The 19,599-nt window shown below is 62.3% G+C and carries 20 protein-coding genes and 1 tRNA gene; 1 reads left to right on the plus strand and 20 read right to left on the minus strand.

Annotated elements, in window-relative coordinates; genetic code table 11:
- Positions 1–81: 81 nt before the first annotated feature.
- The 4 genes from Q4S41_RS08085 to gap form a co-directional block, all read right to left on the minus strand.
- Positions 82–513, minus strand: coding sequence for a DUF1622 domain-containing protein (locus Q4S41_RS08085; RefSeq protein WP_305030599.1), 432 nt, complete (start codon positions 511–513; stop codon positions 82–84).
- A 46-nt stretch (positions 514–559) separates the two neighbouring features.
- A complete protein-coding gene (locus Q4S41_RS08090; RefSeq protein ID WP_305030600.1) occupies positions 560–898 on the minus strand; it encodes a translation initiation factor in 339 nt (112 codons plus the stop codon).
- Between the two features lie 144 nt (positions 899–1,042).
- Positions 1,043–1,912 (minus strand): diacylglycerol/lipid kinase family protein, encoded by an 870-nt coding sequence (locus Q4S41_RS08095; RefSeq protein WP_305030601.1) that lies wholly within the window; start codon positions 1,910–1,912, stop codon positions 1,043–1,045.
- A gap of 132 nt (positions 1,913–2,044) precedes the next feature.
- Positions 2,045–3,052, minus strand: coding sequence for a type I glyceraldehyde-3-phosphate dehydrogenase (gene gap / locus Q4S41_RS08100; protein ID WP_305030602.1), 1,008 nt, complete (start codon positions 3,050–3,052; stop codon positions 2,045–2,047).
- A gap of 316 nt (positions 3,053–3,368) precedes the next feature.
- On the opposite strand from gap, the gene Q4S41_RS08105 reads away from it, so the two are divergent.
- Positions 3,369–3,440: transfer RNA gene (locus Q4S41_RS08105), tRNA-Glu, on the plus strand.
- A 68-nt stretch (positions 3,441–3,508) separates the two neighbouring features.
- On the opposite strand, the gene Q4S41_RS08110 is transcribed toward Q4S41_RS08105, so the two are convergent.
- From Q4S41_RS08110 to Q4S41_RS08185, 16 genes are all read right to left on the minus strand, one after another.
- Positions 3,509–7,102, minus strand: coding sequence for a hypothetical protein (locus tag Q4S41_RS08110; protein WP_305030603.1), 3,594 nt, complete (start codon positions 7,100–7,102; stop codon positions 3,509–3,511).
- Positions 7,102–7,632, minus strand: a complete 531-nt coding sequence (locus Q4S41_RS08115) for a hypothetical protein (RefSeq protein ID WP_305030604.1) — start codon at positions 7,630–7,632, stop codon at positions 7,102–7,104. Before Q4S41_RS08115 ends, Q4S41_RS08110 begins: the two co-directional genes overlap by 1 nt.
- An 811-nt stretch (positions 7,633–8,443) precedes the next feature.
- Complete coding sequence (locus Q4S41_RS08120) at positions 8,444–8,944, minus strand: hypothetical protein (RefSeq protein WP_305030605.1); 501 nt, start codon at positions 8,942–8,944, stop codon at positions 8,444–8,446.
- Positions 8,945–8,954: 10 nt separating this feature from the next.
- Complete coding sequence (locus Q4S41_RS08125; protein WP_305030606.1) at positions 8,955–9,458, minus strand: lysozyme; 504 nt, start codon at positions 9,456–9,458, stop codon at positions 8,955–8,957.
- Between the two features lies 1 nt (position 9,459).
- Positions 9,460–10,272 (minus strand): hypothetical protein, encoded by an 813-nt coding sequence (locus Q4S41_RS08130; protein WP_305030607.1) that lies wholly within the window; start codon positions 10,270–10,272, stop codon positions 9,460–9,462.
- Positions 10,269–10,739, minus strand: a complete 471-nt coding sequence (locus tag Q4S41_RS08135; RefSeq protein WP_305030608.1) for a hypothetical protein — start codon at positions 10,737–10,739, stop codon at positions 10,269–10,271. Before Q4S41_RS08135 ends, Q4S41_RS08130 begins: the two co-directional genes overlap by 4 nt.
- Positions 10,740–10,741: 2 nt before the next feature.
- Entirely contained in the window at positions 10,742–11,686 is a 945-nt protein-coding gene (locus Q4S41_RS08140) for a DUF6712 family protein (RefSeq protein WP_305030609.1), read from the minus strand.
- A gap of 30 nt (positions 11,687–11,716) precedes the next feature.
- Entirely contained in the window at positions 11,717–12,985 is a 1,269-nt protein-coding gene (locus tag Q4S41_RS08145) for a hypothetical protein (RefSeq protein ID WP_305030610.1), read from the minus strand.
- Positions 12,986–12,991: 6 nt separating this feature from the next.
- On the minus strand, positions 12,992–13,294 hold the full coding sequence (locus tag Q4S41_RS08150) for a hypothetical protein (protein WP_305030611.1): 303 nt from the start codon (positions 13,292–13,294) through the stop codon (positions 12,992–12,994).
- A 597-nt stretch (positions 13,295–13,891) separates the two neighbouring features.
- Complete coding sequence (locus Q4S41_RS08155) at positions 13,892–15,388, minus strand: terminase large subunit domain-containing protein (RefSeq protein ID WP_305030612.1); 1,497 nt, start codon at positions 15,386–15,388, stop codon at positions 13,892–13,894.
- Positions 15,375–15,890, minus strand: coding sequence for a hypothetical protein (locus Q4S41_RS08160; RefSeq protein WP_305030613.1), 516 nt, complete (start codon positions 15,888–15,890; stop codon positions 15,375–15,377). Before Q4S41_RS08160 ends, Q4S41_RS08155 begins: the two co-directional genes overlap by 14 nt.
- A 57-nt stretch (positions 15,891–15,947) precedes the next feature.
- Positions 15,948–16,148, minus strand: coding sequence for a SymE family type I addiction module toxin (locus Q4S41_RS08165; RefSeq protein WP_305030614.1), 201 nt, complete (start codon positions 16,146–16,148; stop codon positions 15,948–15,950).
- A 138-nt stretch (positions 16,149–16,286) separates the two neighbouring features.
- Complete coding sequence (locus tag Q4S41_RS08170; protein ID WP_305030615.1) at positions 16,287–16,952, minus strand: hypothetical protein; 666 nt, start codon at positions 16,950–16,952, stop codon at positions 16,287–16,289.
- Entirely contained in the window at positions 16,939–17,595 is a 657-nt protein-coding gene (locus Q4S41_RS08175; protein WP_305030616.1) for an AAA family ATPase, read from the minus strand. Before Q4S41_RS08175 ends, Q4S41_RS08170 begins: the two co-directional genes overlap by 14 nt.
- Before the next feature lie 78 nt (positions 17,596–17,673).
- On the minus strand, positions 17,674–18,873 hold the full coding sequence (locus tag Q4S41_RS08180; RefSeq protein ID WP_305030617.1) for a DUF932 domain-containing protein: 1,200 nt from the start codon (positions 18,871–18,873) through the stop codon (positions 17,674–17,676).
- Between the two features lie 126 nt (positions 18,874–18,999).
- Positions 19,000–19,563 carry a hypothetical protein gene (locus Q4S41_RS08185; protein ID WP_305030618.1) on the minus strand — a complete coding sequence of 188 codons (564 nt, stop codon included), beginning with the start codon at positions 19,561–19,563 and terminating at the stop codon, positions 19,000–19,002.
- Positions 19,564–19,599: the final 36 nt, after the last annotated feature.

The raw sequence follows: 19,599 nt of genomic DNA on the forward strand, positions 1-19,599 counted from the left end.
CGTGGACTCTGCGAGTCCGCGCTTGGGCGCTGTTATCAAAACTGCCAGCAACGCGCGGACTTACAGAGTCCCCGCTACAGCCTAATCTGCCCGCTCCACGACGTGGCTTTCGGGCGTGGCCTCGTGCCGCTCCTCACGCATTTCGCGCGAGAGGAAGTAGTTCAGCGCCGTCCGAATCACGGCAATGGCGCCCAGCTTGCCAATCTGTTCCCAGCTGGGGGCAATGGCGGTGGAGAGAATATCGGCCCCGAGTTGAAACTCCAGCGCCAGGGCCAGGTACCGCGCCAGGGCCAGCCGAATGGCCGTAAAATCGGCCGTTTCACGCTTGGCCAACGCTTTCACCAGCAGCCAACCCGCGCTGAGAATGCCCAGCGCAATGATAGTGGCGCCCACCGTTTCGACGCCCAGCTTCAGCCACAGCACCGCGCTGATGACGCCGCTTTCGGCCTGCCCGTGCACGGAAGTAACGTCGCGGGCCGCTTCGGGCAGGGCAGGAAATTGAAGGAGGAACATGGACAAACGCGGTTAAGAAGTAAATAAGCAGTACGGCTATCAGAATTTAGCCGCCGGCTTTTTTGGCCTTGTAGCCTTCCTTGAGCAGCACTTCCAGCACCTTGTCGCGGAAGTCGCCCTGCACCACCACTTCGCCGTCCTTGGCACTGCCGCCCACGCCGCACTTGGTTTTGAGCAGCTTGCCGAGGGCCTGCAAGTCCGTATCGGTGCCCACGAAGCCGGTCACGAGCGTCACCTGTTTGCCGCCGCGTTGCTTTTTATCCAGCTGCACCCGCAGCTGCTGTTGCTGGGGCGGCAGCGTGGTTGCGGCGGCCTCTTCATCAGATTGGTAAGTGAAATCGGGGTTAGTGGAGTAGACTACTCCGGTGCGGCTGGGCTTTTTCATATCCAGTTAATTCTTACTTAAATCAATCATTTTTTGTCATTCTGAGCGTAGCGAAGGACCTTATCACGATAGAATGAATATTGCATGTCAGTCGTGATAAGGTCCTTCGCTACGCTCAGAATGACATTTCCTAATATCAGCAAATCAAACCGCTACGGCCAGCGCCAGCGGCATGAGCTCCACGGCAAACTCGGTAGCATGCCCCAAGTAGTCGCCGTCTACGTGGAAGCCGATGGGCGCTGCCGCCCGCACCCGCGCTTGCGGCACCCGAAAATACTCGGCCGCCTTGGTTTGGGGCAGGTTGCCCAGAGCCATGGCTAGGCTCACGCGAAAGGCGCGCATGGCGGGCAGCGCGTCAATCAGGCAGACATCGAGCAGGCCGTCGCGCAGGTCGGCCAGGGGCGCGATGTAGGCGTTGTTGCCGTACTGGGAGGCGTTGGCGAAGGCCAGCACGTAGCAGTTGGTGGCCAGCTGCTGGCCAGCTAGGTCTACTTCCACGGCTACCGACTGGTAGCGCCGGTACTCGCGCAGCGTCACGCGCAGGTAGGTGCTCAGGCCGCGCGAGCCGGCCTGAGCAAAATGCTGGCTCACGTGGGCATCGAACCCCAAGCCAGCCGTGCAGAAAAACGGGTGACCGTTCATCACACCCACGTCCATGCGGCTAAAATCGGGCGTCGCCAACCGGCGCAGGGCCGCTGGCAGGCCCAGCGGCACCTTCAGGTGGCGGGCCAGGCCGTTGCCCGAGCCCTGTGGGACGATGCCCAGGGCGGCCGCCGTGCCCAGCAGGCCCCGGCCCACCTCGTTCACAGTGCCATCGCCGCCTACCGCTGCCACCACCGCAAACCCCTCAGCGGCGGCCAGTTTGGCTAGCTCTACGGCGTGTCCGGCGTATTCGGTCTGCCGGATTTCGTAGCTCGCTTCCCGCGCCCCAAAGTGCTGAGCAATGAGGCCCGGCATGTCGTGGCGGCGGCTGGGGCCGGCTTTGGGGTTAAGAATAAAACAGGTTTTGGGCATGGCGCACGCTCGGCGAAGGCCAAGCGAATCAATGAAAAAAGACGGGGCAAACCGCGGAGCCAAGTACGAAAAACGCCGCCCGCCCCGCCACAAATGGCGAAGCAAGCGGCGTCCTATTTACGAGGCCGGCAATTAACCGTTCATCTGCTCACCCAGCTTCTGAATCAAATCAGCCGTGCGGGTCGAATAACCGGTTTCGTTGTCGTACCAGCCAATTACCTTGGCCAGCGTGCCATTGGCCGAGGTCAGCTCCGAGTCGAAGATGCAGCTGTGGGGGTTGCCCACGATGTCGATGCTCACAATCGGGTCGGTCACGTACTCGATGATGCCTTTCAGGGGGCCCTCAGCGGCCGCTTTCAGGGCGGCGTTGATTTCCTCCTTGGTCACTTCCTTCTTAAGAATTACGGTCAGGTCGGTCATCGAGCCGTCCGGCACGGGTACGCGCATGGCCAGGCCGTCGAGCTTGCCTTTCAGCTTGGGCAGCACCAGGCCCACAGCTTTGGCGGCGCCGGTGCTGGTGGGGATAATGCTGTAGGCGGCGGCGCGGGCGCGGCGCAGGTCCTTGTGAGGGGCATCCTGCAGGTTCTGGTCCGAGGTGTAGGCGTGTACCGTGGTGATGTAGCCTTTCTCGATGCCGAAGGCATCGTCAAGCACTTTGGCCATGGGCGCCAAGCAGTTGGTGGTGCAGCTGGCGTTGCTCAGGATGGTTTCGGAGCCGGTGAGGATGTCCTCGTTCACGCCCAGTACCACGGTCGGGATGTTGCCGGTGGCGGGGGCCGAAATCACGACTTTCTTAGCACCAGCGGTGAGGTGCTGGCCGGCGCCGGCCTCGTCTACGAAGCGGCCGGTCGATTCGAGCACCACATCAACGCCCATTTTGCCCCAGGGGAGCAGCTTGGGGTCGCGCTCGGCGAGGGCGGCAATTTTCACGCCGTTCACGGTCAGGCTTTCCTCGTCGTAGCTCACGGTGCCGTCGAAGCGGCCATGCACGGAGTCGTACTTCAGCAGGTGGGCCAGGGTTTTGTTGTCGGTCAGGTCGTTGATGGCGACGATTTCCACGTTGTCGCGGCCCAGCAGCGATTTGAAAGTGAGGCGGCCGATGCGGCCGAAGCCGTTGATGGCGACTTTAATTTTAGCCATGGTGAAACAGAAAGGTGGTAAGTGACAGCCGCCATACCGGCGACTGGTTTAAAAGTGGGGCGAAGATAGTAGAATGGCGCGGGTTGCAGCCGCATTGCGCGACGCGGGCCAACTGGGATTTGATTCCCCTACGGGCTATGGTAACCGGAAAGGCCTGAATGGAGTTTCGGCCCTCGGGCAGGCGGCCTGGTTTTAACAGCCCGCAAATTTTTCCGCCTGAAAAACAGGCCATTTCCCTTCGCAAGCCATTTTTTTCAGGCCCGATACTTGCACGAAAGGCCGAACGCCGTACCTTTGCATCATCAAAACGAACAACGGTCCGTTCGTCTAGGGGTTAGGACAGTAGATTTTCATTCTACCAACAGGGGTTCGATTCCCCTACGGACTACAAGAAAGGCCCTCACGGTAGCGTGAGGGCCTTTTTCTTTATTCTCTGTGGCAGTTTCTGTGGCAGATTTATTTGATGGCGAATCCGGCGCGCACCTGCTGCCGCTCCTGGAGGGCTTCCTCCACGTTGGCTGTGTCCTCGCCCTCCCAGGCTACTCGCTGCCGCGAAGGCAGCTCCCGCACGGCCTGCTCCACTCGGCCAATGGCCTGCACCACGTCCTGACTGCCGCCGGCACCAGTTGAGCCCCCCGCGCCCGGCAGCGGGCCGCCGGGCGTGCCCCCCTCGGCATAGAAGCCGCCGCCATCACGCCGGCGCACCGGGGCCCCGCCCCGGTGCAGGCTCGTATCGAGCAGCGCGTCCACCAGCTCGCGGTTGTTGGCGTAGGTGTCGCGGCTCAGAATCATGTAGGGCTCGCCCCGCTCCCACTCGCCCAGGTGCTGGCCGGTGGCGCCGTCCACCATCCGGATGCCGCCGCCGCTGTGCAGCTGGCCTACGCTCGGCACGCCGGCCACGGGGTTGATGCGGCCGCCGGTGGCGAAGCGCTTCACCGCGCCCCAGGCCCGGCCGACGATGCCGCCCTTGGCATACTCCGGCGTGGGCGTGGCAATGATTTTAGCGGTCGCCAGGGCCGCAAAAATGGCGGTTATCGCGCCCGTTGGGGTAAGCGGGCCGCCGGCTTTGAGCACGGCCAGGATGCCTTGCACGATGGAGTCGGCAATGTTGGCTTCCTTTTCTTTCTGCGCGGCCTCGTTCTTGATGCGCCGGGTGGCCTCGTCCGACTTGGTTTCAATGCTGGTTTTCTGCAACTCGTACTCCTCCTTGCTGATGATGCCCGCTTTGTATTCGCGGTCGAGGGTTTTGAGCCGTGAGGTTTTATTCTTTTCCACCTGCGTCAATTCCTTGTCGCTGGCAATTTTCTGAAAGTCCGCGATGGCCTGAATCCCCGCGCTGGCAACGCCAAAAGCATAATCCCGCTTCTGGTCGTCGTTCATTTTCGACCAGTCCAAGTAGTCCTCGTCGATTTTGCGCATGTCGGCATCGAGCTTGCGCTTGAGGGCCAGCCGCTGCTCGTTGGTCAGGTTGGCGTTCTGGATGTCGAGCTGGTACTGCTCCTGCAGCTGCTGCTTTTTTAGGTCGCGCTCCTCCCCGGCCGCCTTGTCGCGGTCGGCGTTGAACAAGTCGCCCTGCTGCTTGCGGCGCTGAATCCGTTGCAGGGCAATGTCCTCGTCGATGGCCAGGATGCGCGCGGCGATTTCCTGCTCGTTCCGCGCCCGCTGCTCCCCCAGGGCTTTCAAGTCCAGCTGGAGCTTCTCCTCGATGAGCCGGCGCTTCTCGGCCGCGGTGCGGTCGGTGTCGAGCACCTTCAGCAGTTCGCCGGCGGCCGCCGTGCGCAGCTCCGCCGCCCGGCGCTCCCACTCGTTTTTGATAAGAGCGTTGCGGCGCTTCTCAAGGTCGAGTTCCTCCTCGGCCCGTTTCTGGGCCGCCTGGCGCCGCACCTCGGCCACGTCCCCGGCCAGCTTCTGCTCGATGAGCCGGCGCTGCTCGGCCATCTGCTCGGCCGTGCCCTTGGCCGTGGCCTTCTCTTTTTCCGCCGCGGCGTTGAGCTGCTGAATCTTTCTCTCGGTTTCGTCGGTGAGCAGCGCGGCGTTGAGGTCGGCCAGGCGTTTTTCGACCTCGGCCTGCTCTTTGGCCCGTTTCTCGGCCGCGTCCCGGGTTTTCTTATCGTACTCGTCCTGCAGCTGGCGCAGGTCGCGCAGCGCTTCGGCCCGAATCACTTTCTTGTCGCCGGCGGTTTTCTTCTCATCGAGCAGCTCGATGTCGCGCCTGGTGGCCACCTCCAGCTTTTTCAGCCGCAGCTCCTCGGCCGAGCCGGCGGCCACCAGGGCCAGAGCCGCCTTGATGTTGGCCTCGCGGTTTTTCAGCGATTCCAAACGTGCTTTTATTTCTTCCTCGGCTGACTTCTTCGCGGCCTCCTGAACCTTTTTAGCCCGTTCGGCCCGTTGCTGGCTGGCCCGTGCCGCCTGCGCGGCCTGCTCCTTTTTCTCCTGCTCAGCATAGCCGGTGTGGTAAGCATTGGCCGCATCGGTGCCGGCTTTACGGAGCACCGGCCCCAACTCATCCAGCCCCTTTTTTATCAGCACGGGGTTGAAGGTGAAAATGCCGGCCAGCAACGTGGCCACGGAGCCCAACTGATTAACGACGATGTTTTTGATGCTGGCAAACACCGCCTGCGCAGTGGCGCTCAGGCCCGCGATGGTTTCGCGCACCTTCTCGCTCTTATCGTAGAGCGTGATAAACCCGCCCACCAGCAGCGCCACGGCCGCGATGACGATGCCGATGGGGTTGGCCGTCATGGCCGCGTTGAGCAGGCGCTGGGCGGTGGCGCTGGCAATGGTGGCGGCCGCCCGCCCTTTCTCGATGACGGTTTGGGCCAGCACCAGGCTGTTGAGAATGACCTGCTCCGCGTTCAGCGTCAGGATGGCCACGCCCAGGCCGAGCAGCGCGGCCTTGTTTTCGTTGATGAACGCCGGCGTGCCATTCAGCAATTCGATGAAGAACGCAAACAGGGCCACGCCCGCCGTGAGCACCGGCCGCAGCGCCTGCAATCCGTCCACAATCAATTCGCCCAGCCCCTCCTTCACGTTGCCCACCTGAATTTCGAACTGCTTCAGCGGCCCGGTACCGGCTTTGGCGGCCGCCTCGGCCGAGCCGGCAAACTCCGTTTTCAGCTCCTGCAGGATGATGGCCTGCGCGCCGGCCACGTCGCCGGTTTCCACCAGCGACTTAATCATCGCCTTCTGGTCTTCCGAAAACGACACGCCGGCTTTGCTCAGGGCCGTGATGCCTTTAATCGGGTCGTTCAGGGCCTTGCCCACCTGAATGGTGGCCCCCTTCAGGTCGGCCGGGCCGTCGCCGCCGAGCTTGGTGGCCATGTCCACAATCGCTGGCAGGGCCTCCTCGTACACGCCCTTCTTAATCTTGGTGAAGGTGAGCAGCACCGACTGGGCCTGCGTGATGGCGTCGCCGTCGAGGATGGTTTTGCCCTCCAGCGCGGTGCTCAACTCGAGCAATTCCTGCTTGGTCAGGCCGGCGGCGTGGCCGGTGCTGCTGAGCGAGGCCTCCAGCTGGGCGGCCGCGCCCTGGGCCTGGGCAAACTCGTCGATGCTTTCCGAGCCCAGCTGCCGGAGCCCGCTGAGCACGGCCTGCACGCCCAGCTGAATGCCGCTGAAGGCCACCGCCTTTTTTAGAAAATCGGTGAAGCCGCCGCCGGCGTTGTCGAACTCGTCCTTCACGCCCTTGGCTTCGCGGCGCACCTGGGCCAGGCGCGCGTCCACCTGGGCCAGCTCCTGGGCTTTGTCAATAAACGACTGCGTGTTGGGCGTGAGCTGGCCCAACTCGCGGTTGAGTTGCCGCGACAAGTTGCCCAACTGCGGGATGGTGAGCGAGGTGAGGCCGATTTGCTGGCGCAGCTCGGCCATGCGGGCGTTCACCGTACTCAGCTCCTTGTTGGCGTTCACGTACTCCTCGGTGCCCTTTTTCAGGCCCTTCATGCCGTCCTGCAGCAGCAGGGCCTTGCGGGTGAGGTTGTCGAGTTCGGTGCGCGACTGCGAGCCGTCGATTTCGAGCTTAATCTGGACGTTGTCCTGTCTTACTTGTCCCATTAGAGGCGGATGCTGGCGGCGATGTGCGTACCGGTTTGGGCGGCGTAGCGGGTGGTCACGGCGTCGATGAGGCCGTTGAGGCTGGAGTAAAAAGTTTTGGCAAACCAGGCCTTGGGCCTGACCTGGCTGTTGTCGCGGAGCTTGGCCCGGGCGATGCCCCAGGCAATGCGGTTGAGGGCCACGGCCTTGGTGAGCGGAAACTGGCCGTAGCGGTAGCCCGGCACGTAATTGAACTTGTCCAGGCCTACCTTTTCCACGTAGGCTTCCATCTCCTCCAGCGGCGGGGCCTTGGTGCGGTTGATGCCCTTCATATCCCGGATGCGGCCGTACTGCTCGAAGGCCACGCCCATGCTGGCCACGTGGCGAGCGGAAGCGGCCACGACTTCCGACCGCAGCGACTGGAGCAGCTCTTCGGTGAACACGAGGCCCTTTTTCTGGATGGCATCCGCCAGCGCGGCCAGGGCCCGGGTGGCGTAGTTGCCCAGCTCCTCGTCGAGGATGCGCTGAAAATCGGCGGAATACTCACTCATGCCCTCAAGATGTGGGCACGCGCCGGCGGGGCATAGGACGAAAAAAGCCCCGCCGGGTGGGCGGGGCTTTTCATATTTATTCGAATGGCTCGTTTATTTGAATTACCGTTTTGATGTACTTAGTCCCAACGATGCGAAGACTCGGGTTGTCCGCTCACCAAGTAGTCGCAGCCATAACGCGCTCGCGGAACTGCGCCAACGAATGCGAATCCAGGTGAGAATTGGTGAGGGCGGACTCCAGGTCAAAGTTTGCCCCGCTGATATCGGACGCCACGATGTACCGAAAGTTGGTGAAACGGTAGCGTAGCCCCTGCGGGGTGTGGGTGAGTTGCACGTCTGCCTGGAGGTGAGCCGCCCCATGCGGTTGCGGGAACGAGAAATGCAGCTTGGCTGGGACCCCGCCGTACGTCAGGACGTAGGGGTTTGCGCGGCGCAAGCTGTCGAGGACGGTCGGAGAATCTTCGGTCAGCTTGTTTTGGTACCAGTGCCGTACCCGGTGCAACTGCGACAGCGTGTCGGACGCCGGCCACGGTAACACGCCGCTCACTTCTATCTGGCCTGTGGCACGGTTACGCGGCCACGGAGGGGGAGCCTCGCCCCACAGCGGTAAGAGCCAGAAACAAAAGAGCAACCATACATTCACAAACGAAAAATACGCTCCGTTTCCTAAACTACACCAGCAACTCGGCAAAAGACTGCTAACAGGCCATTTGAGCCAATTCGGAGTTTAAGAAACTCGTCTACAAATTAAAGTTTACGAAACCCTCGATGTAGATGAGTTTCGTAAACTTGGTTGCAACGCTAAAACTTGTCAACCCAACAGTCCAACCAGCCACCTGCGCTTCCACCAAAGCAGGCCCGCCACCGGCACCAGCAGCCACCAGTAGCTCAGGCCACTCTCGGTGGTTAGCTCCGCGTGGGCACCGTCGCCAATCGCGGGGGCCCCGCCCCGCTGGCCGGCCTTGCGGTTATCCGTCGCGCTGCCGGCACCCGTGGCCACCGGTGCACGGGACCGGGTGACGGTGGTGGCCACCGCACCCGGGCCCTGGGCCAGGCTACTGTTTTTGAGCTTGGTGGGCAGCACGCCGGCGCGGGCCAGGTTGGCGGCCTGGGCCTTCTGCCACTGGCGCTTCTGGCGCGGGGTGCTGCCGGCCGGAGCTGGTACCAGGTAGGGCGGCAGGCCGGCCAGCGAGTCGAGGGCCACCGGCGTGCTCCGCGCCGTGGCCGGCGGTGGGGGCTCCTGCACCGAACGGCCGGCGGTGCAGCAGGCCAGGCTCAGCGTGAGAGCAGCAAGTAAGCGGGTCGTTCTCATCGGCGTAGGTTTACTTGGTAAAAAACAGATTTACTTCCTCCAGCCGGCGGGCCGCAAGGCCGGCAGCTACCTGCTTCTCGCCAGGCTCATCCACTAGGCCGTCGCCATCATCGTCCTTATGGTTGTGGGTACCGTCCATTTTGTTCCATACCAGCCAGTAAGGGCGAATCACGGCTTCTGAGGCCTTGGCGTTGATTTGCTTCACCAGATTCGACGTACTGAAGCCTGTGGTGCCGATATTAAAGCACATGGTGACGCAGGCATCGAACTGGTTTTGGGTAAGCGGTACCTTCACGGCCGCGTTGACTGCCTTCTCGTACCACACCAAGTCTTTGGCGAGCAATGCTGCGGCCTCCGGCTCAGTGAGGACGGTATGGGTCAAGTGCTCCTCGCCATGCAGAATCACATGGCCGTAGCCGATGGTGAACTTGCCGGCGGGGCAGATATAGGCTTTGGCCCGGAATAATTCCTTGGCCTTGATGAGGGCAATGCCCCGTGCTGCGGTTTTCATCATACTAGGATTGCTTTTCGGCTTCGCGCCGGCGGCGGGCCTTTTTGGCCAGGTTGAAAAAGACGGTGTGCAGGCGGGTGTGGCAAACCTGCTCGTAGGTGCCGTAGGTGCCGGTTTCGGCTAGCTCGGCCAGGATTTCCAGCACCTGCGTGCCGTCGCCTTTCGGCGCGGGCCCAGCGGCCGCCGGGGGGCCTTCGGGCTGCGGGGCGGGCTTCTCGTACAAGTCCTGGTAGTTGCGCTGGATGAAGCGCTCGGCCGCCAGGAAGCGGTGCAGCACCACCATTTTCAGCGAAAGCGGCAGGTCGGCCAGTTCCTTTGCCCGGGCCTCGGCCAGCTTGCCGTTGTAGCGCTCGCGGCGCTGGCCGTCCCAGGCCGGGTCGTTCTCGTCAACGCCGGCGGCGGCTGGCCGGCAGAGCGTGGCCACCAGCTGGTCGAGAGCCGTGGCCTGGGGGGCTTTGGGCCGGGCAAAGAGGTGGAAGTACACGCTGGCCATCGCGTACTCCACCAGCACGGCATCGGTCAGGTTGGGCTCTACGACCAGGTAAGTGCGGCCGCGGTGGGCAAACTCCGTAAGGCCGGCCTGCTCCAGCTTCCAGGCCCAGCCCACCTGGGCGCACAAGTCCCAGAGCTGGTCGGGCGTGAGCCGGCGCACGTCGCGCTCGCGCACCTTCGGGCACCAGGCGCGCACCACGGCCAGGCGGTTGGCCACGGTGTCGGCCGCCAGGTAGGGCGCGGCCGAGAGCAGCTGCGGCCCGGTCAGCTCGGCCCAGGTTTCGGGCAGGCAATGGGGGCGGCCATCGAGGCGAAAGCGAATCATGGGGCAACGGGTAAGGCGGTTTCTTCGGTTGGGGCCGCAGGCGCGGGCGCCGGTACCGGCGCGGCTTCAGCGGCGGCATCGGCGGCGCGGGTGATGCGCTTTTGCAGCAAGTCGGCCACGGCCGGCTCCACCAAATCGAGCTTGCCGAAGCTGATAATCAGCCGGCGCATGTGCACGATGACAAAGGGGGCCATGGCCAGCTGCGAGAGGAAAAACAGCCCCTTTTCGTGCTCCGCGAAGCCGTGGGCGAAGGCCAGCAGCACGGTGTAGGCCAGCAGGCGCAGGGCCAGGTTGCGCGGCACTAGCCGCTTGCCTTCCACGAGGTTGTTGGTCACCACGTCGAGCACGACCAGCACCAGCAGCGAGTAGTAGGAGTACGCCGGGCTCCAGATGTGCACGTCGACAAAGCCGCTGACGCCGGCGGCCACCACGGCCAGAAATTCCAGGGTTAAAAAGCGCGGTGCCATGCTCAGACCCAGAAAGTGGGTGAGCCGCCGTTGTCGCGCACCTGCACCAGCTGGGGCGCGGCGGCCGGACTGCGCGCGTCGAGGTATTCCTGCAGGCGGGCCTGGTACTTGGTGGCGGCGGCCTGGGCCTGCTGGCTCAGGGCCGACACCACCTCGGCCGGCGCGGCCTGGCGCTGACGAATCGACTCGTTATCCGAGAGCAGGCGCAGGCTCGTGCCGGTCAGGGCCACGTTCAAACTCAGGATGCCGTTGGCAAAGGCCTGGTGGGCCACGAAGGGCCGCACCAGACCCAGCAGCCTGAGCGTGTCGGCGCTGGGCGTTTCGCCGCCGGCCAGCCCCTCGCGCAGCTGCTCCAGCAACTCCTCCCCCAGCACGTCGCTCAGCTCAAACTCCTCCACCTGCCGCAGCGTGGGCAGCAGGGCCAGAAAGAAGCGCCGGCTCCCGCCGGTGGCCACGTACTGGCCCAGCTGCGCGGCTGAGGCGACCAGCAGCTGCTTGCGGCTGCGATACTCGCTGGAGTCCAGCTCGTCGGCGTAGTCCTGGGCGTGGGCATCGAGCCAGGCCAGGGCCACGTCGAGCAGCTTGTCGCCGGCGGCCGCGGCGGCTTCGATGAAGTTGTTGTACACCCACTGGCGCGAGGGGGCCGCCTTGTCGGTGGCCACCTCCAGCATGCCCAGCTCGCCAAACGAAACGCTCAGGAACGGGGCCGCCTCGAGCACCACGTAGTAGGCCAGCGCGTCGCGGAACTTGCTGCGCAGCGCCACCAGCTGGGCCGGCGGGCTCTCGGCCGGCAGGCTGCCCAGCTGCTCGACCAGCCCCTCGCCCAGCACCGGTACCAGGTACAGGGCCTCGGCCTGGCCCACGAAGCTGAGCACCGTCTCCAGGTTCATGTTCTTGTGCACGGTGCCCAGGTGGGCCTTCAATTCCGCTACCGTATTGAATAGCATAATCTTACCTTATAAGTTAAGTTTTGGGGCCTACATGGCCTTGTTGGCCACCTTTTGCTGCCCCGTGGGGTTCTCGGCCAGCGTGGTCAGGTCCACGTCCTCGAAGCCGAACTGGTGGGCCGGGTTGAAGCCCATGATTTTGTGGGCCGCTTTGAGCGTCTGGAGCAGAATCTTGCGCTTGGTGGGCGTGCGCAGGGCGATGTGCAGCTGGTAGCTGATGCGCTTCTCGGAGCCCGAGCCGCCGAACTTGCCGCCGGTGTCGATGCCGGCCAGGCTCGGGTCAATGCCGTGGCCGGAGGTGTGGGCGATGTTAGCCTGCGTATTCACCGAATCGTAGGCTTTATCGCTCATCTTGTTCTCGATGGGCACGATTTCCCAGCCCGGCAGGGCCTTGCCCATCGCGTCCACGGCGAACTTGGACACGAAGGCCTTGTCCGCGTTTTCCACGCCGGCCAGCATCTCGTTCATGCTGCCCATCAGCTCGCGCTCGGCCGCTTTCTGCTTCTCGGCGTCGCCAAACTGGTCGAAATAGCCCTGCGGGATTTTGATGTGGTACTTGAGGTTGTAGCCGTTGTCGAGGCCCGCGCTGTGGAAGCGCGGGATTTTGTTGCTCACCTCCGTCCACTTGCGCGTGCCCCAGTAGGGCGGCATGTCGTAGTATTTCTGCCCCGGCGTCCAGTCGCGGCCGTGCAGCAGGCACTCGCCGTACTTGCTCGGGCTGAGCGGGTCGTAGGCCGGCAGCACCTGGGCCTCGTCGGCGCGGAAATTGCGCCAGTCGTGGTGCAGGGCGTAGCGGTCGGGCCGGGCCTTGGTCGTCACCAGGGCGCGCACCACCGTGGCGTCGAAGCTCTGGATGCCCTCCACGTAGTTTTTCGAGGCCAGCGAGAGCACCGAGAAGTAGTTGGCAAAGCCTTCGAGGTTGTAGGCCAGGCTCTGCATGGCCGCGTCCCCATCGATGGACTCGAACCACTCCTCCATCTCGGTGTCAATCACCGGCTCAACGACGATTTTGCCCTCCTTCACCGTCCGCGAAAAGCACCCTACCCGCGAGCCCAGCAGAAAATCCCGGGCCGTGGTGATGAGTTGCGGCTTGAGGTGGTTGTTGTAAATCAGCTCCAGCATCTGCTGCGGCTGGAGGTTATCCTTGCCCCAGGGCGCAATCTTCAGGCCCCCGCTGGTGAGCGGCGCGGCCCCGAAATTGACGTCCTGGGCCTTATCGCTCTTGGTGAGCTCGACCAGGGCCTGCGCGCCGGGCAGGATGAAGAGCCCCGCCCCTACTTCTTTGATGTCCCGTCTCATAAGTGCTTAGCCGTGCAGGATGCGCTGCCCGTTGAAATGGGTGAGCAGGCAGATTTTGAGCGCGAAGGATTTACTGGTGGCGCAGTCCACCAGCTGCAGCGTGCCTTTCTCTTTCACCTTGTAGCGAAAGCCGCCGCTGGTGGCACTGGCCGCCGGGCCGACGCCCGAGAGCCCGCCCTTGCGCACGGCCGCCTTGCTGCCCTTGGTGCCGCTGGTTTTGTAGTAGCCGATTGAGAAGGCCCGCCCCTGGCCGCTGGCTTCGTGCTGGTCGATTTCGGCCAGCACCGTCCGTATATGAATCCCTTGCATGGACTCAAATTGCCGTTTTCACCTCCCGGCGGGTAGGACGGAAATAAATTATTGCCTGTTTTCGACCTACAAGCCAGAAAACCAGGCACAACGCCCGGCCGGCGGTCGTTTTTTTATTGCGTGACCCACGCGAGAGAGCGCGCCCTTTAGCGCTGGGCAATTGCCAAAACGGCCATTTTGAGGAATATATGAACGGGGGTATGGGGGTGGGTCAGGACACAAAAACGGCCCTGACACTAATGCCAGGGCCGTTTGTTGATTGATGCAGGTGGCAATTGCCACCTGCTTAATTGGGATTACCTTGTGTCTATGTTACAGAGACGCATTCAAAGCTGGATGATACCGGCCACCAGAGGCCTTGGCGCTTTGATACTATCTGCGCTCATGCACTGGTTCTTGATAGACGCCGTACTCAATTTGCCTAATGGGTTGCCCCTGTTACTGCTGATTGCCGCCGCCGAGTTAGTAGCATTTATCATTTGGGCCAGACAAGGCAAATGGCTTTGGGCTTCAGTTCCACTATTGGGATATGGCCTGGCTATCCTGTTGCTAGTGAGAATGCTGATAGCGGAATCTACTCCTTAACTATTTGTCAAGTTACTCCCGCCCCAAGAAGTACACGGGCTCGAAGCGCTGGGCCTGGCCAAAGAGGTGGCCGTACTTGCGGTAGACGATGTTATCAAAGCAGTCCGAGAGGTGAGTGGCCCGCTCCTGGTCGATGCTGCTCTTCTCGGAGTTCTTGTTCTTGGTCCAGTCGGGGTTGATGGGCGACTGCTGGATGGAGATGATGAGGAACTTGCACTTGTTGCGGTTGAAGCGCATGACGGGCAGGCGCGGGTTGTTCTCGGCCAGCAACTGGTTGATGGCAATGTGCTTGAGGCGGTGGTCGGGGTCGAGGCCCTGCACCATCAGGGTCGATTTCCACCCCCGGGCCGCCAGGCCCTGCTGGATGGTTTGGTAGAGCGTCAGGTTGGAGCCTACCTGCTTGTTGTTGCCGTTGCGGTCCCCGTAGAGGAGCAGCTCCTTGCGCTCGTGGCTCTCGTAGGTGTCGCAGAACTTATCCACCAGCGCATCGAGCACGGTGGTGCTGCTCTGCTTGACCCATAACGCATCGAGGGCGCGGAACTCATTGCCGTGCTCCTGGCACACGATAAGAGAAGTAAAGGCCGCGTTGAAGTCGAAGCTCAGCTCCAGCAGCCGTTTGGGGTCGCGGTCCGAGTCGATGCTGAGCGTGAGCCCGGTTTCGTCGTCGTGCACGTAGGTGTACGTTTTCCAAACCCCGTGCTTTTCCTCCGAGAAGCTGGGGTAGAACGAGTTGGGCAGCTTGGTCAGGCGCTTGTTCATCACCTCCACGTCCCACTCCAGGGGCGTCATGCCGTTGCGCAAATCGCGCAGGTACTTCTCGCCCAGCACGTGGACGTTATCGTAGGCCGTGGATTCGAGAAAAAAGTGGTTTTCGGGGTCTTCCTGGGCCAGGTCTTCGGTTTTAAATACCCACTGGCCCGAGGGCAGCCAGGGCACGGACGTGTAATCGCAGAAGGTTTGGTGGTGCTCGTCCTTAAAGCGGTAGATGTTGCCCCGAATCATCGGGCGCAGGATTTTATTGACGTGCTCCTCCTTCATCAGGGCCGACTCGTCGATGTGGCCGAAGTCGTAGTTGCCGCCCCGGGCCAGCTCGGCCCGGTCCATGCTTAGCAGCTGGATGGTGTAGCCATTCAAAAACGAAATGACGTTTTCATAATTGCTGGGGGGCTGGTAGGGCTTAATCCACTCGGCTGGCGGCCGCTTGCCCTTCACGTAGTGCCCGAAACCCGATTTGAGGTCGTACTCGCGCAGTCCGTGGGCCTGCCAGGCCCCTTCCATCGCCGGCAGGGTGTTGCTCAGCAGCTGGGTGTAGGTCAGGCCCGCCAGAAAGCCCTTGGCCCGGGGCAGGTAGTTCATCTGCACCCGCGTTTCGTGGCCGGCCACGGTGGTTTTGCCCGAGCCCCGGCCGCCCACGAAGCTGCGGCGCTTCTGCCGGGCGGCCAGAAACTGCCGCTGCTTTTCGTTAACGTAGACGCGCCGGCGCTCCTGCTCGAAACTACTCCGCTTCATCGCTCACGTCCTCGTAATCGGTGTCCTCGGTCGATTCCTGCTCGCGCAGCACGGCCGGGTCGGTGCTGAAGTCCATCGGCACCGGAATGAGGAAGGCCTTCGGGTCGAGTGCCGTCTTTTCGGCCTCGAAGAGGCCCAGCAGCTTGTCGGCGTTTTCCTGGGCGCGGATGGCCGCGCCGATGTCGCCGTTTTTTCTCGCCAGGTTGCCCAGCAGCTTGTAGTTCTCGTGGGAAATGACGCGCTGGCCCTTCTTGTCCACCTCCTCAATGCTACCGTAGAGCTTGATGCTGTCGCGCACGATAGCGTAGAGTTGCGGCTGGCTCAGCTCGAACTCCTTTTCCAACGTGGCCAGCACCTGGTTGCGGCCGAAGCCCAGGCAGAGCAGGCCGTGGGCCTTTCGATACTTAGCGAGCATTTCCAACTCGTCGGGCTTGAGGTCAAGGCCATCGACCAGGTGCGAGCGGTACTTATCGAGTTTGTCGGGTTTGCCGAGTTTTTTCATAAAAAGCGGGGTTGCCACCTAAGTAGCAACCCCGCCCAAGGCAGCAGTAGGACGGTTTTAGCCGGCCAGCACGGGCAGGCCAATGGCCCGCAGCACCAAGCAGCCATTACTCACCTCTACATCGACTTGGTGGCCCGCCTCGAACCCGGCGGCTTCGAGCCATTTGCCCTTGAGCAGTATTTGGGCAATCGGGGTCACGACCTTCCACTTGCCAGCGCGCCAGCGGCGCTCAATCTTGATTTTACGGTTGCACTTCATGGTTTTTGAGATGTTGTAATGGGATGAACTGATGTGTTTTCAGGGTAATTGCCCTACCTTCGCTGCTCATTCATCGGAGTTGAGATGCCGATGTGTGAACTGATAGAAAGGCCCGGCCCCCGCCGGGCCTTTCGATATTTAAAAGGGGGGCTCCTCCCCTGGTGGCGCCGGTTGCCGGCCCTGCATGAGCCCCAGCAAATCGGTGGCGTAGCGCATGGTGAGCCGAAAGCCGGCGCTACGCCCGAAGGCCTCGGCCAGCCGGTGGCCCAGGGTTTGGGGTTGGTAGGTGTGCGCGCCACGGGGATGGGCCACGATGAATTGCCAGAGGTCATCAGGGCTCAGCTCCGGGCCTCCGTGGCTGAGCACCTGGGCCTGCACGTCGAGGGGCATGCCCTCCGGCCCGCAGTAGCTGCGCAGCAACTGCGGCGTGAAGTGGTTCGCGTCGCCCCAGCGGCGCAGGCTGGCCTCGGTGGTGCTCACCAGGCCACCGGCAATGCGGCCCCAGGGCGTAAGGTCGGGCTGCTCATCACCGCCCACCTCCACGAAGGCCCGCAGCTGCGTCATGGGGCAATGGCTCTGCTCGATTATCCACTCCAGTATCTGCTCGCTGGGCAGCGCCGGCGGCTGGGGCCGGCCCTGGCCATCGAGCAGGCTCAGGGGCTCCAGGCCGTAGGCGGCCAGCAGCTTGGCCGTTTGCACGTTGAAGTGCCGCTGCTGGCCGACTACCGAGGCGAAGGCGTAGTACCCCGGCTCGTCGAGGGTGCGCTTGCGCATCACCCGCTTCTTCTGGTCACCCTTCGGCATCGGGCACGGGGGCGTCGTCTTCGGGGAACAAGCTCAGCACTTTAACCGGGGCAGCCGGCTCAGGCGGCGTCTCGCCATGGAACATCGACGGCGCCGGGCTGCCCACGGCATCCATCGCCAGTTGCCGGTACTCGTGCTCGCCGGGCACGCTGCCCGAGTCGGCCAGCAGCGTGCCAGTAAAGAAAAAATGGCGCCACCCCCGGCCCAGCCGCCGGCCGCGCTCGTTGTGCTTGTCGAGCGCGAAGTCGGGCACTTCCAGGTGCACGTGCTCGTGCCGCATCCAGTGGTAGAGCAGCGCGTGGTCGACCACGCGGCTCTTGGGCGCGCGGCAGAGCAGCAGCACGGCGTGGGTGAGAAACAGGCGCTCGGGCTGGTTCTTGTCCTCTTTCTTGGTGGCCTGCAGCTTGTGGTGCTGGTAAAGGGCCTGAATCTCGGCCACGATGCCGGGCACGGCCAGGCCCACGTCCTCGCTGGCCATGATGCGCAGGCGCTTCCACACGTACTCCTGGTAGGAAGAGTTGAACAGCTCCACGGCCCAATACATGGCCTCCTCTTCCATCCCGCGACGGATGCACTTTTGCAGGGCGCTCGACACTTCGAAGAAGTCGTAGCCTTTCTTGGTTCTTAAATCGTACTTGCTCATTGAGTTAGGGCAAAGGCGTAGCCAGGCCTCCGACCGCTGAGCGGCCGGAGGCACAGGTACATGGTTAATAATGAGGGGTTAGGCGCGCTGCATGTAGAACTGGTGCGCCTCGATGTGCCGGCCGATGATGAGGCCGCTGGGCGTGGTCTTCAGCGCCTCGGTGGTGTGGTTGTAGATGTCCCACAGGCTGCCGTCGCCGAAGTTGGTTTGCGCGCGCAGCTCGCCGCGGATGATGCGCAGCTGGGCCTCGCTCACCACCGACTCGGAGTAAAACAGCTCCCCGAGGATTTCGTGGATGAGGCGCGGGTTGACCTCCACCTGCTTCATTTTGTCGGAATCCAGCTGAAGCTTGCGGTAGTGCTCCTCCAGCCGGTCGGCGGCCTTGCCCAGCATCGTGTTGAGCTCCTGCACCAGGTTGCCGTTGTGCATGGCCAGGGCCTTGAAGTCGCCGGCGAACATCATGTTCGAGCACACAATCACGCGCGAGCCGCCTACTACGCCCACCTGCATGCTCTTATCGTAGCTGTTGCGGAAACCCAAGCACATATCCTGCTCGCCGTTGAACCCTTCCACCGTCAGGTGGCCGAACATCTGCTGGCCCTTGCGATTCTCCTGGTAGCGCTCGTCCTTCACCTTCAGCCCGCGCTTGTCGAGCTGCTCCTTCACCGACGTAATCAAATCGAGGTGGCTCAAGGGCGAGTACGTTTTCGTACTCGCCGGCACGGCCGCGTTCAGGATGAGCTCCAGCGCTTCCGAGCGGAAGGCCTGGCGCTCGGCCGGGGCCACCGGATGCACCGGCGCGGGCGGCGTCGACTCCCGCACCACGGCGGCATCGAGGATACCCAGCGCCTCGGCCAGCGCTTCGTTGCCGAACGACTCATTGGCCAGGTCTTCGTCGGTGGGCTCGGGCAGCTCCACGCGCTCGGGAGCGGCGGGCGACGACCAGCTGGCGGCAAAGTCAGCCTCGGCCTGGTTCATCAGGGCCACGCTGTCGAGCGGGGCGGCGGGCTGCTCGGCTTCCGCCGGCGCGGCTTCGGCCACTACGGCCGGGGCGGCGGCCGGCTTGCGGCCGGGGCGGGTGGCCAGCTTGGTCAGGGCCTCAGCGGCCAACTCATCGCGCAGGGTGTCGAGCGTCTTGCCCAGCTTGCTGCCGGCGGGCAGGTTCGCCTCGCTCTCGTACTGGCTATTGATGAAGTCGAGCAGCAGGTCGAGCTTCTGGGCGGTGGTTTCGGCTGCCAGAGCAGTCTTGATGGCGGCGGTTGCGGTTAACTTTTTCATGGGGTTGTTTGAGATGTGTAAGTGGTGAACTGATGATATAAAGTTCTTCATACAGAACCAGTTACAGAAGCCAAACAACCTTTATTTTCTAATAAGATTCTGGCAAAAAAAGCCCCGTAGTGTAGACTACGGGGCTTTTTTTATGTCATTTTGGGATTGTACCGGTGTTGGTGCCGGTGTTGGTGCCGGTGTTGGTGCCGGTGTTGGTGCCGGTGTTGGTGCCGGGTCTTTAATGAATATCCAACTAACGTTACCACTAACCTTTTCTTTACCCATTTCCTTCCGAAGCTCGTCGCGTAGGGAATTCATTAAAGGGTCTAGGTCAAGGGGCTTAGAATTGCGAACATCATCAGTAAACTTAACGGCAAGGGCTACTTGTTCTTTGCTACCTAAGTATTGTATATCTGCGATGGCTTCCTGTACCTCGCCCCTAACTTGGTGCAATAAATTCAAGCGTAAATACGGGCTGAATTTTGCCAACCCGCGATACGCTTTTATCAAGTAGGCGATGCGCTGTTCCCTTCTTTTAGCTTCAATTTCACGGTCAACGGTGAATTGATGAGTAGCCGTCCATCCTTTAATAGCCACCGTAGCACTATACATCGCGGCGGCTACAACTAGTAGCGTGCCTAAGAAGGCAATTAAAGGGGGCGTTACAACTTGGAAGAATGAAGCTGTTTGCAGAAGCATAAAACTGAAATGCAGGTAGTGTCAAATGCCCGCAAA

The organism is Hymenobacter convexus (genome assembly GCF_030580955.1).
Taxonomy (GTDB): domain Bacteria; phylum Bacteroidota; class Bacteroidia; order Cytophagales; family Hymenobacteraceae; genus Hymenobacter.

What these genes read in the sequence shown, in the direction of transcription:
- Q4S41_RS08110 (WP_305030603.1), bottom strand. Translation starts at nt 7,102, where the DNA reads ATGGGACAAGTAAGACAGGACAACGTCCAGATTAAGCTCGAAATCGAC.
- Q4S41_RS08095 (WP_305030601.1), bottom strand. Translation starts at nt 1,912, where the DNA reads ATGCCCAAAACCTGTTTTATTCTTAACCCCAAAGCCGGCCCCAGCCGC.
- Q4S41_RS08145 (WP_305030610.1), bottom strand. Translation starts at nt 12,985, where the DNA reads ATGAGACGGGACATCAAAGAAGTAGGGGCGGGGCTCTTCATCCTGCCC.
- Q4S41_RS08085 (WP_305030599.1), bottom strand. Translation starts at nt 513, where the DNA reads ATGTTCCTCCTTCAATTTCCTGCCCTGCCCGAAGCGGCCCGCGACGTT.
- Q4S41_RS08185 (WP_305030618.1), bottom strand. Translation starts at nt 19,563, where the DNA reads ATGCTTCTGCAAACAGCTTCATTCTTCCAAGTTGTAACGCCCCCTTTA.
- Q4S41_RS08180 (WP_305030617.1), bottom strand. Translation starts at nt 18,873, where the DNA reads ATGAAAAAGTTAACCGCAACCGCCGCCATCAAGACTGCTCTGGCAGCC.
- Q4S41_RS08150 (WP_305030611.1), bottom strand. Translation starts at nt 13,294, where the DNA reads ATGCAAGGGATTCATATACGGACGGTGCTGGCCGAAATCGACCAGCAC.
- Q4S41_RS08125 (WP_305030606.1), bottom strand. Translation starts at nt 9,458, where the DNA reads ATGATGAAAACCGCAGCACGGGGCATTGCCCTCATCAAGGCCAAGGAA.
- Q4S41_RS08160 (WP_305030613.1), bottom strand. Translation starts at nt 15,890, where the DNA reads ATGAAAAAACTCGGCAAACCCGACAAACTCGATAAGTACCGCTCGCAC.
- gap (WP_305030602.1), bottom strand. Translation starts at nt 3,052, where the DNA reads ATGGCTAAAATTAAAGTCGCCATCAACGGCTTCGGCCGCATCGGCCGC.
- Q4S41_RS08130 (WP_305030607.1), bottom strand. Translation starts at nt 10,272, where the DNA reads ATGATTCGCTTTCGCCTCGATGGCCGCCCCCATTGCCTGCCCGAAACC.
- Q4S41_RS08120 (WP_305030605.1), bottom strand. Translation starts at nt 8,944, where the DNA reads ATGAGAACGACCCGCTTACTTGCTGCTCTCACGCTGAGCCTGGCCTGC.
- Q4S41_RS08155 (WP_305030612.1), bottom strand. Translation starts at nt 15,388, where the DNA reads ATGAAGCGGAGTAGTTTCGAGCAGGAGCGCCGGCGCGTCTACGTTAAC.
- Q4S41_RS08140 (WP_305030609.1), bottom strand. Translation starts at nt 11,686, where the DNA reads ATGCTATTCAATACGGTAGCGGAATTGAAGGCCCACCTGGGCACCGTG.
- Q4S41_RS08135 (WP_305030608.1), bottom strand. Translation starts at nt 10,739, where the DNA reads ATGGCACCGCGCTTTTTAACCCTGGAATTTCTGGCCGTGGTGGCCGCC.
- Q4S41_RS08115 (WP_305030604.1), bottom strand. Translation starts at nt 7,632, where the DNA reads ATGAGTGAGTATTCCGCCGATTTTCAGCGCATCCTCGACGAGGAGCTG.
- Q4S41_RS08165 (WP_305030614.1), bottom strand. Translation starts at nt 16,148, where the DNA reads ATGAAGTGCAACCGTAAAATCAAGATTGAGCGCCGCTGGCGCGCTGGC.
- Q4S41_RS08090 (WP_305030600.1), bottom strand. Translation starts at nt 898, where the DNA reads ATGAAAAAGCCCAGCCGCACCGGAGTAGTCTACTCCACTAACCCCGAT.
- Q4S41_RS08175 (WP_305030616.1), bottom strand. Translation starts at nt 17,595, where the DNA reads ATGAGCAAGTACGATTTAAGAACCAAGAAAGGCTACGACTTCTTCGAA.
- Q4S41_RS08170 (WP_305030615.1), bottom strand. Translation starts at nt 16,952, where the DNA reads ATGCCGAAGGGTGACCAGAAGAAGCGGGTGATGCGCAAGCGCACCCTC.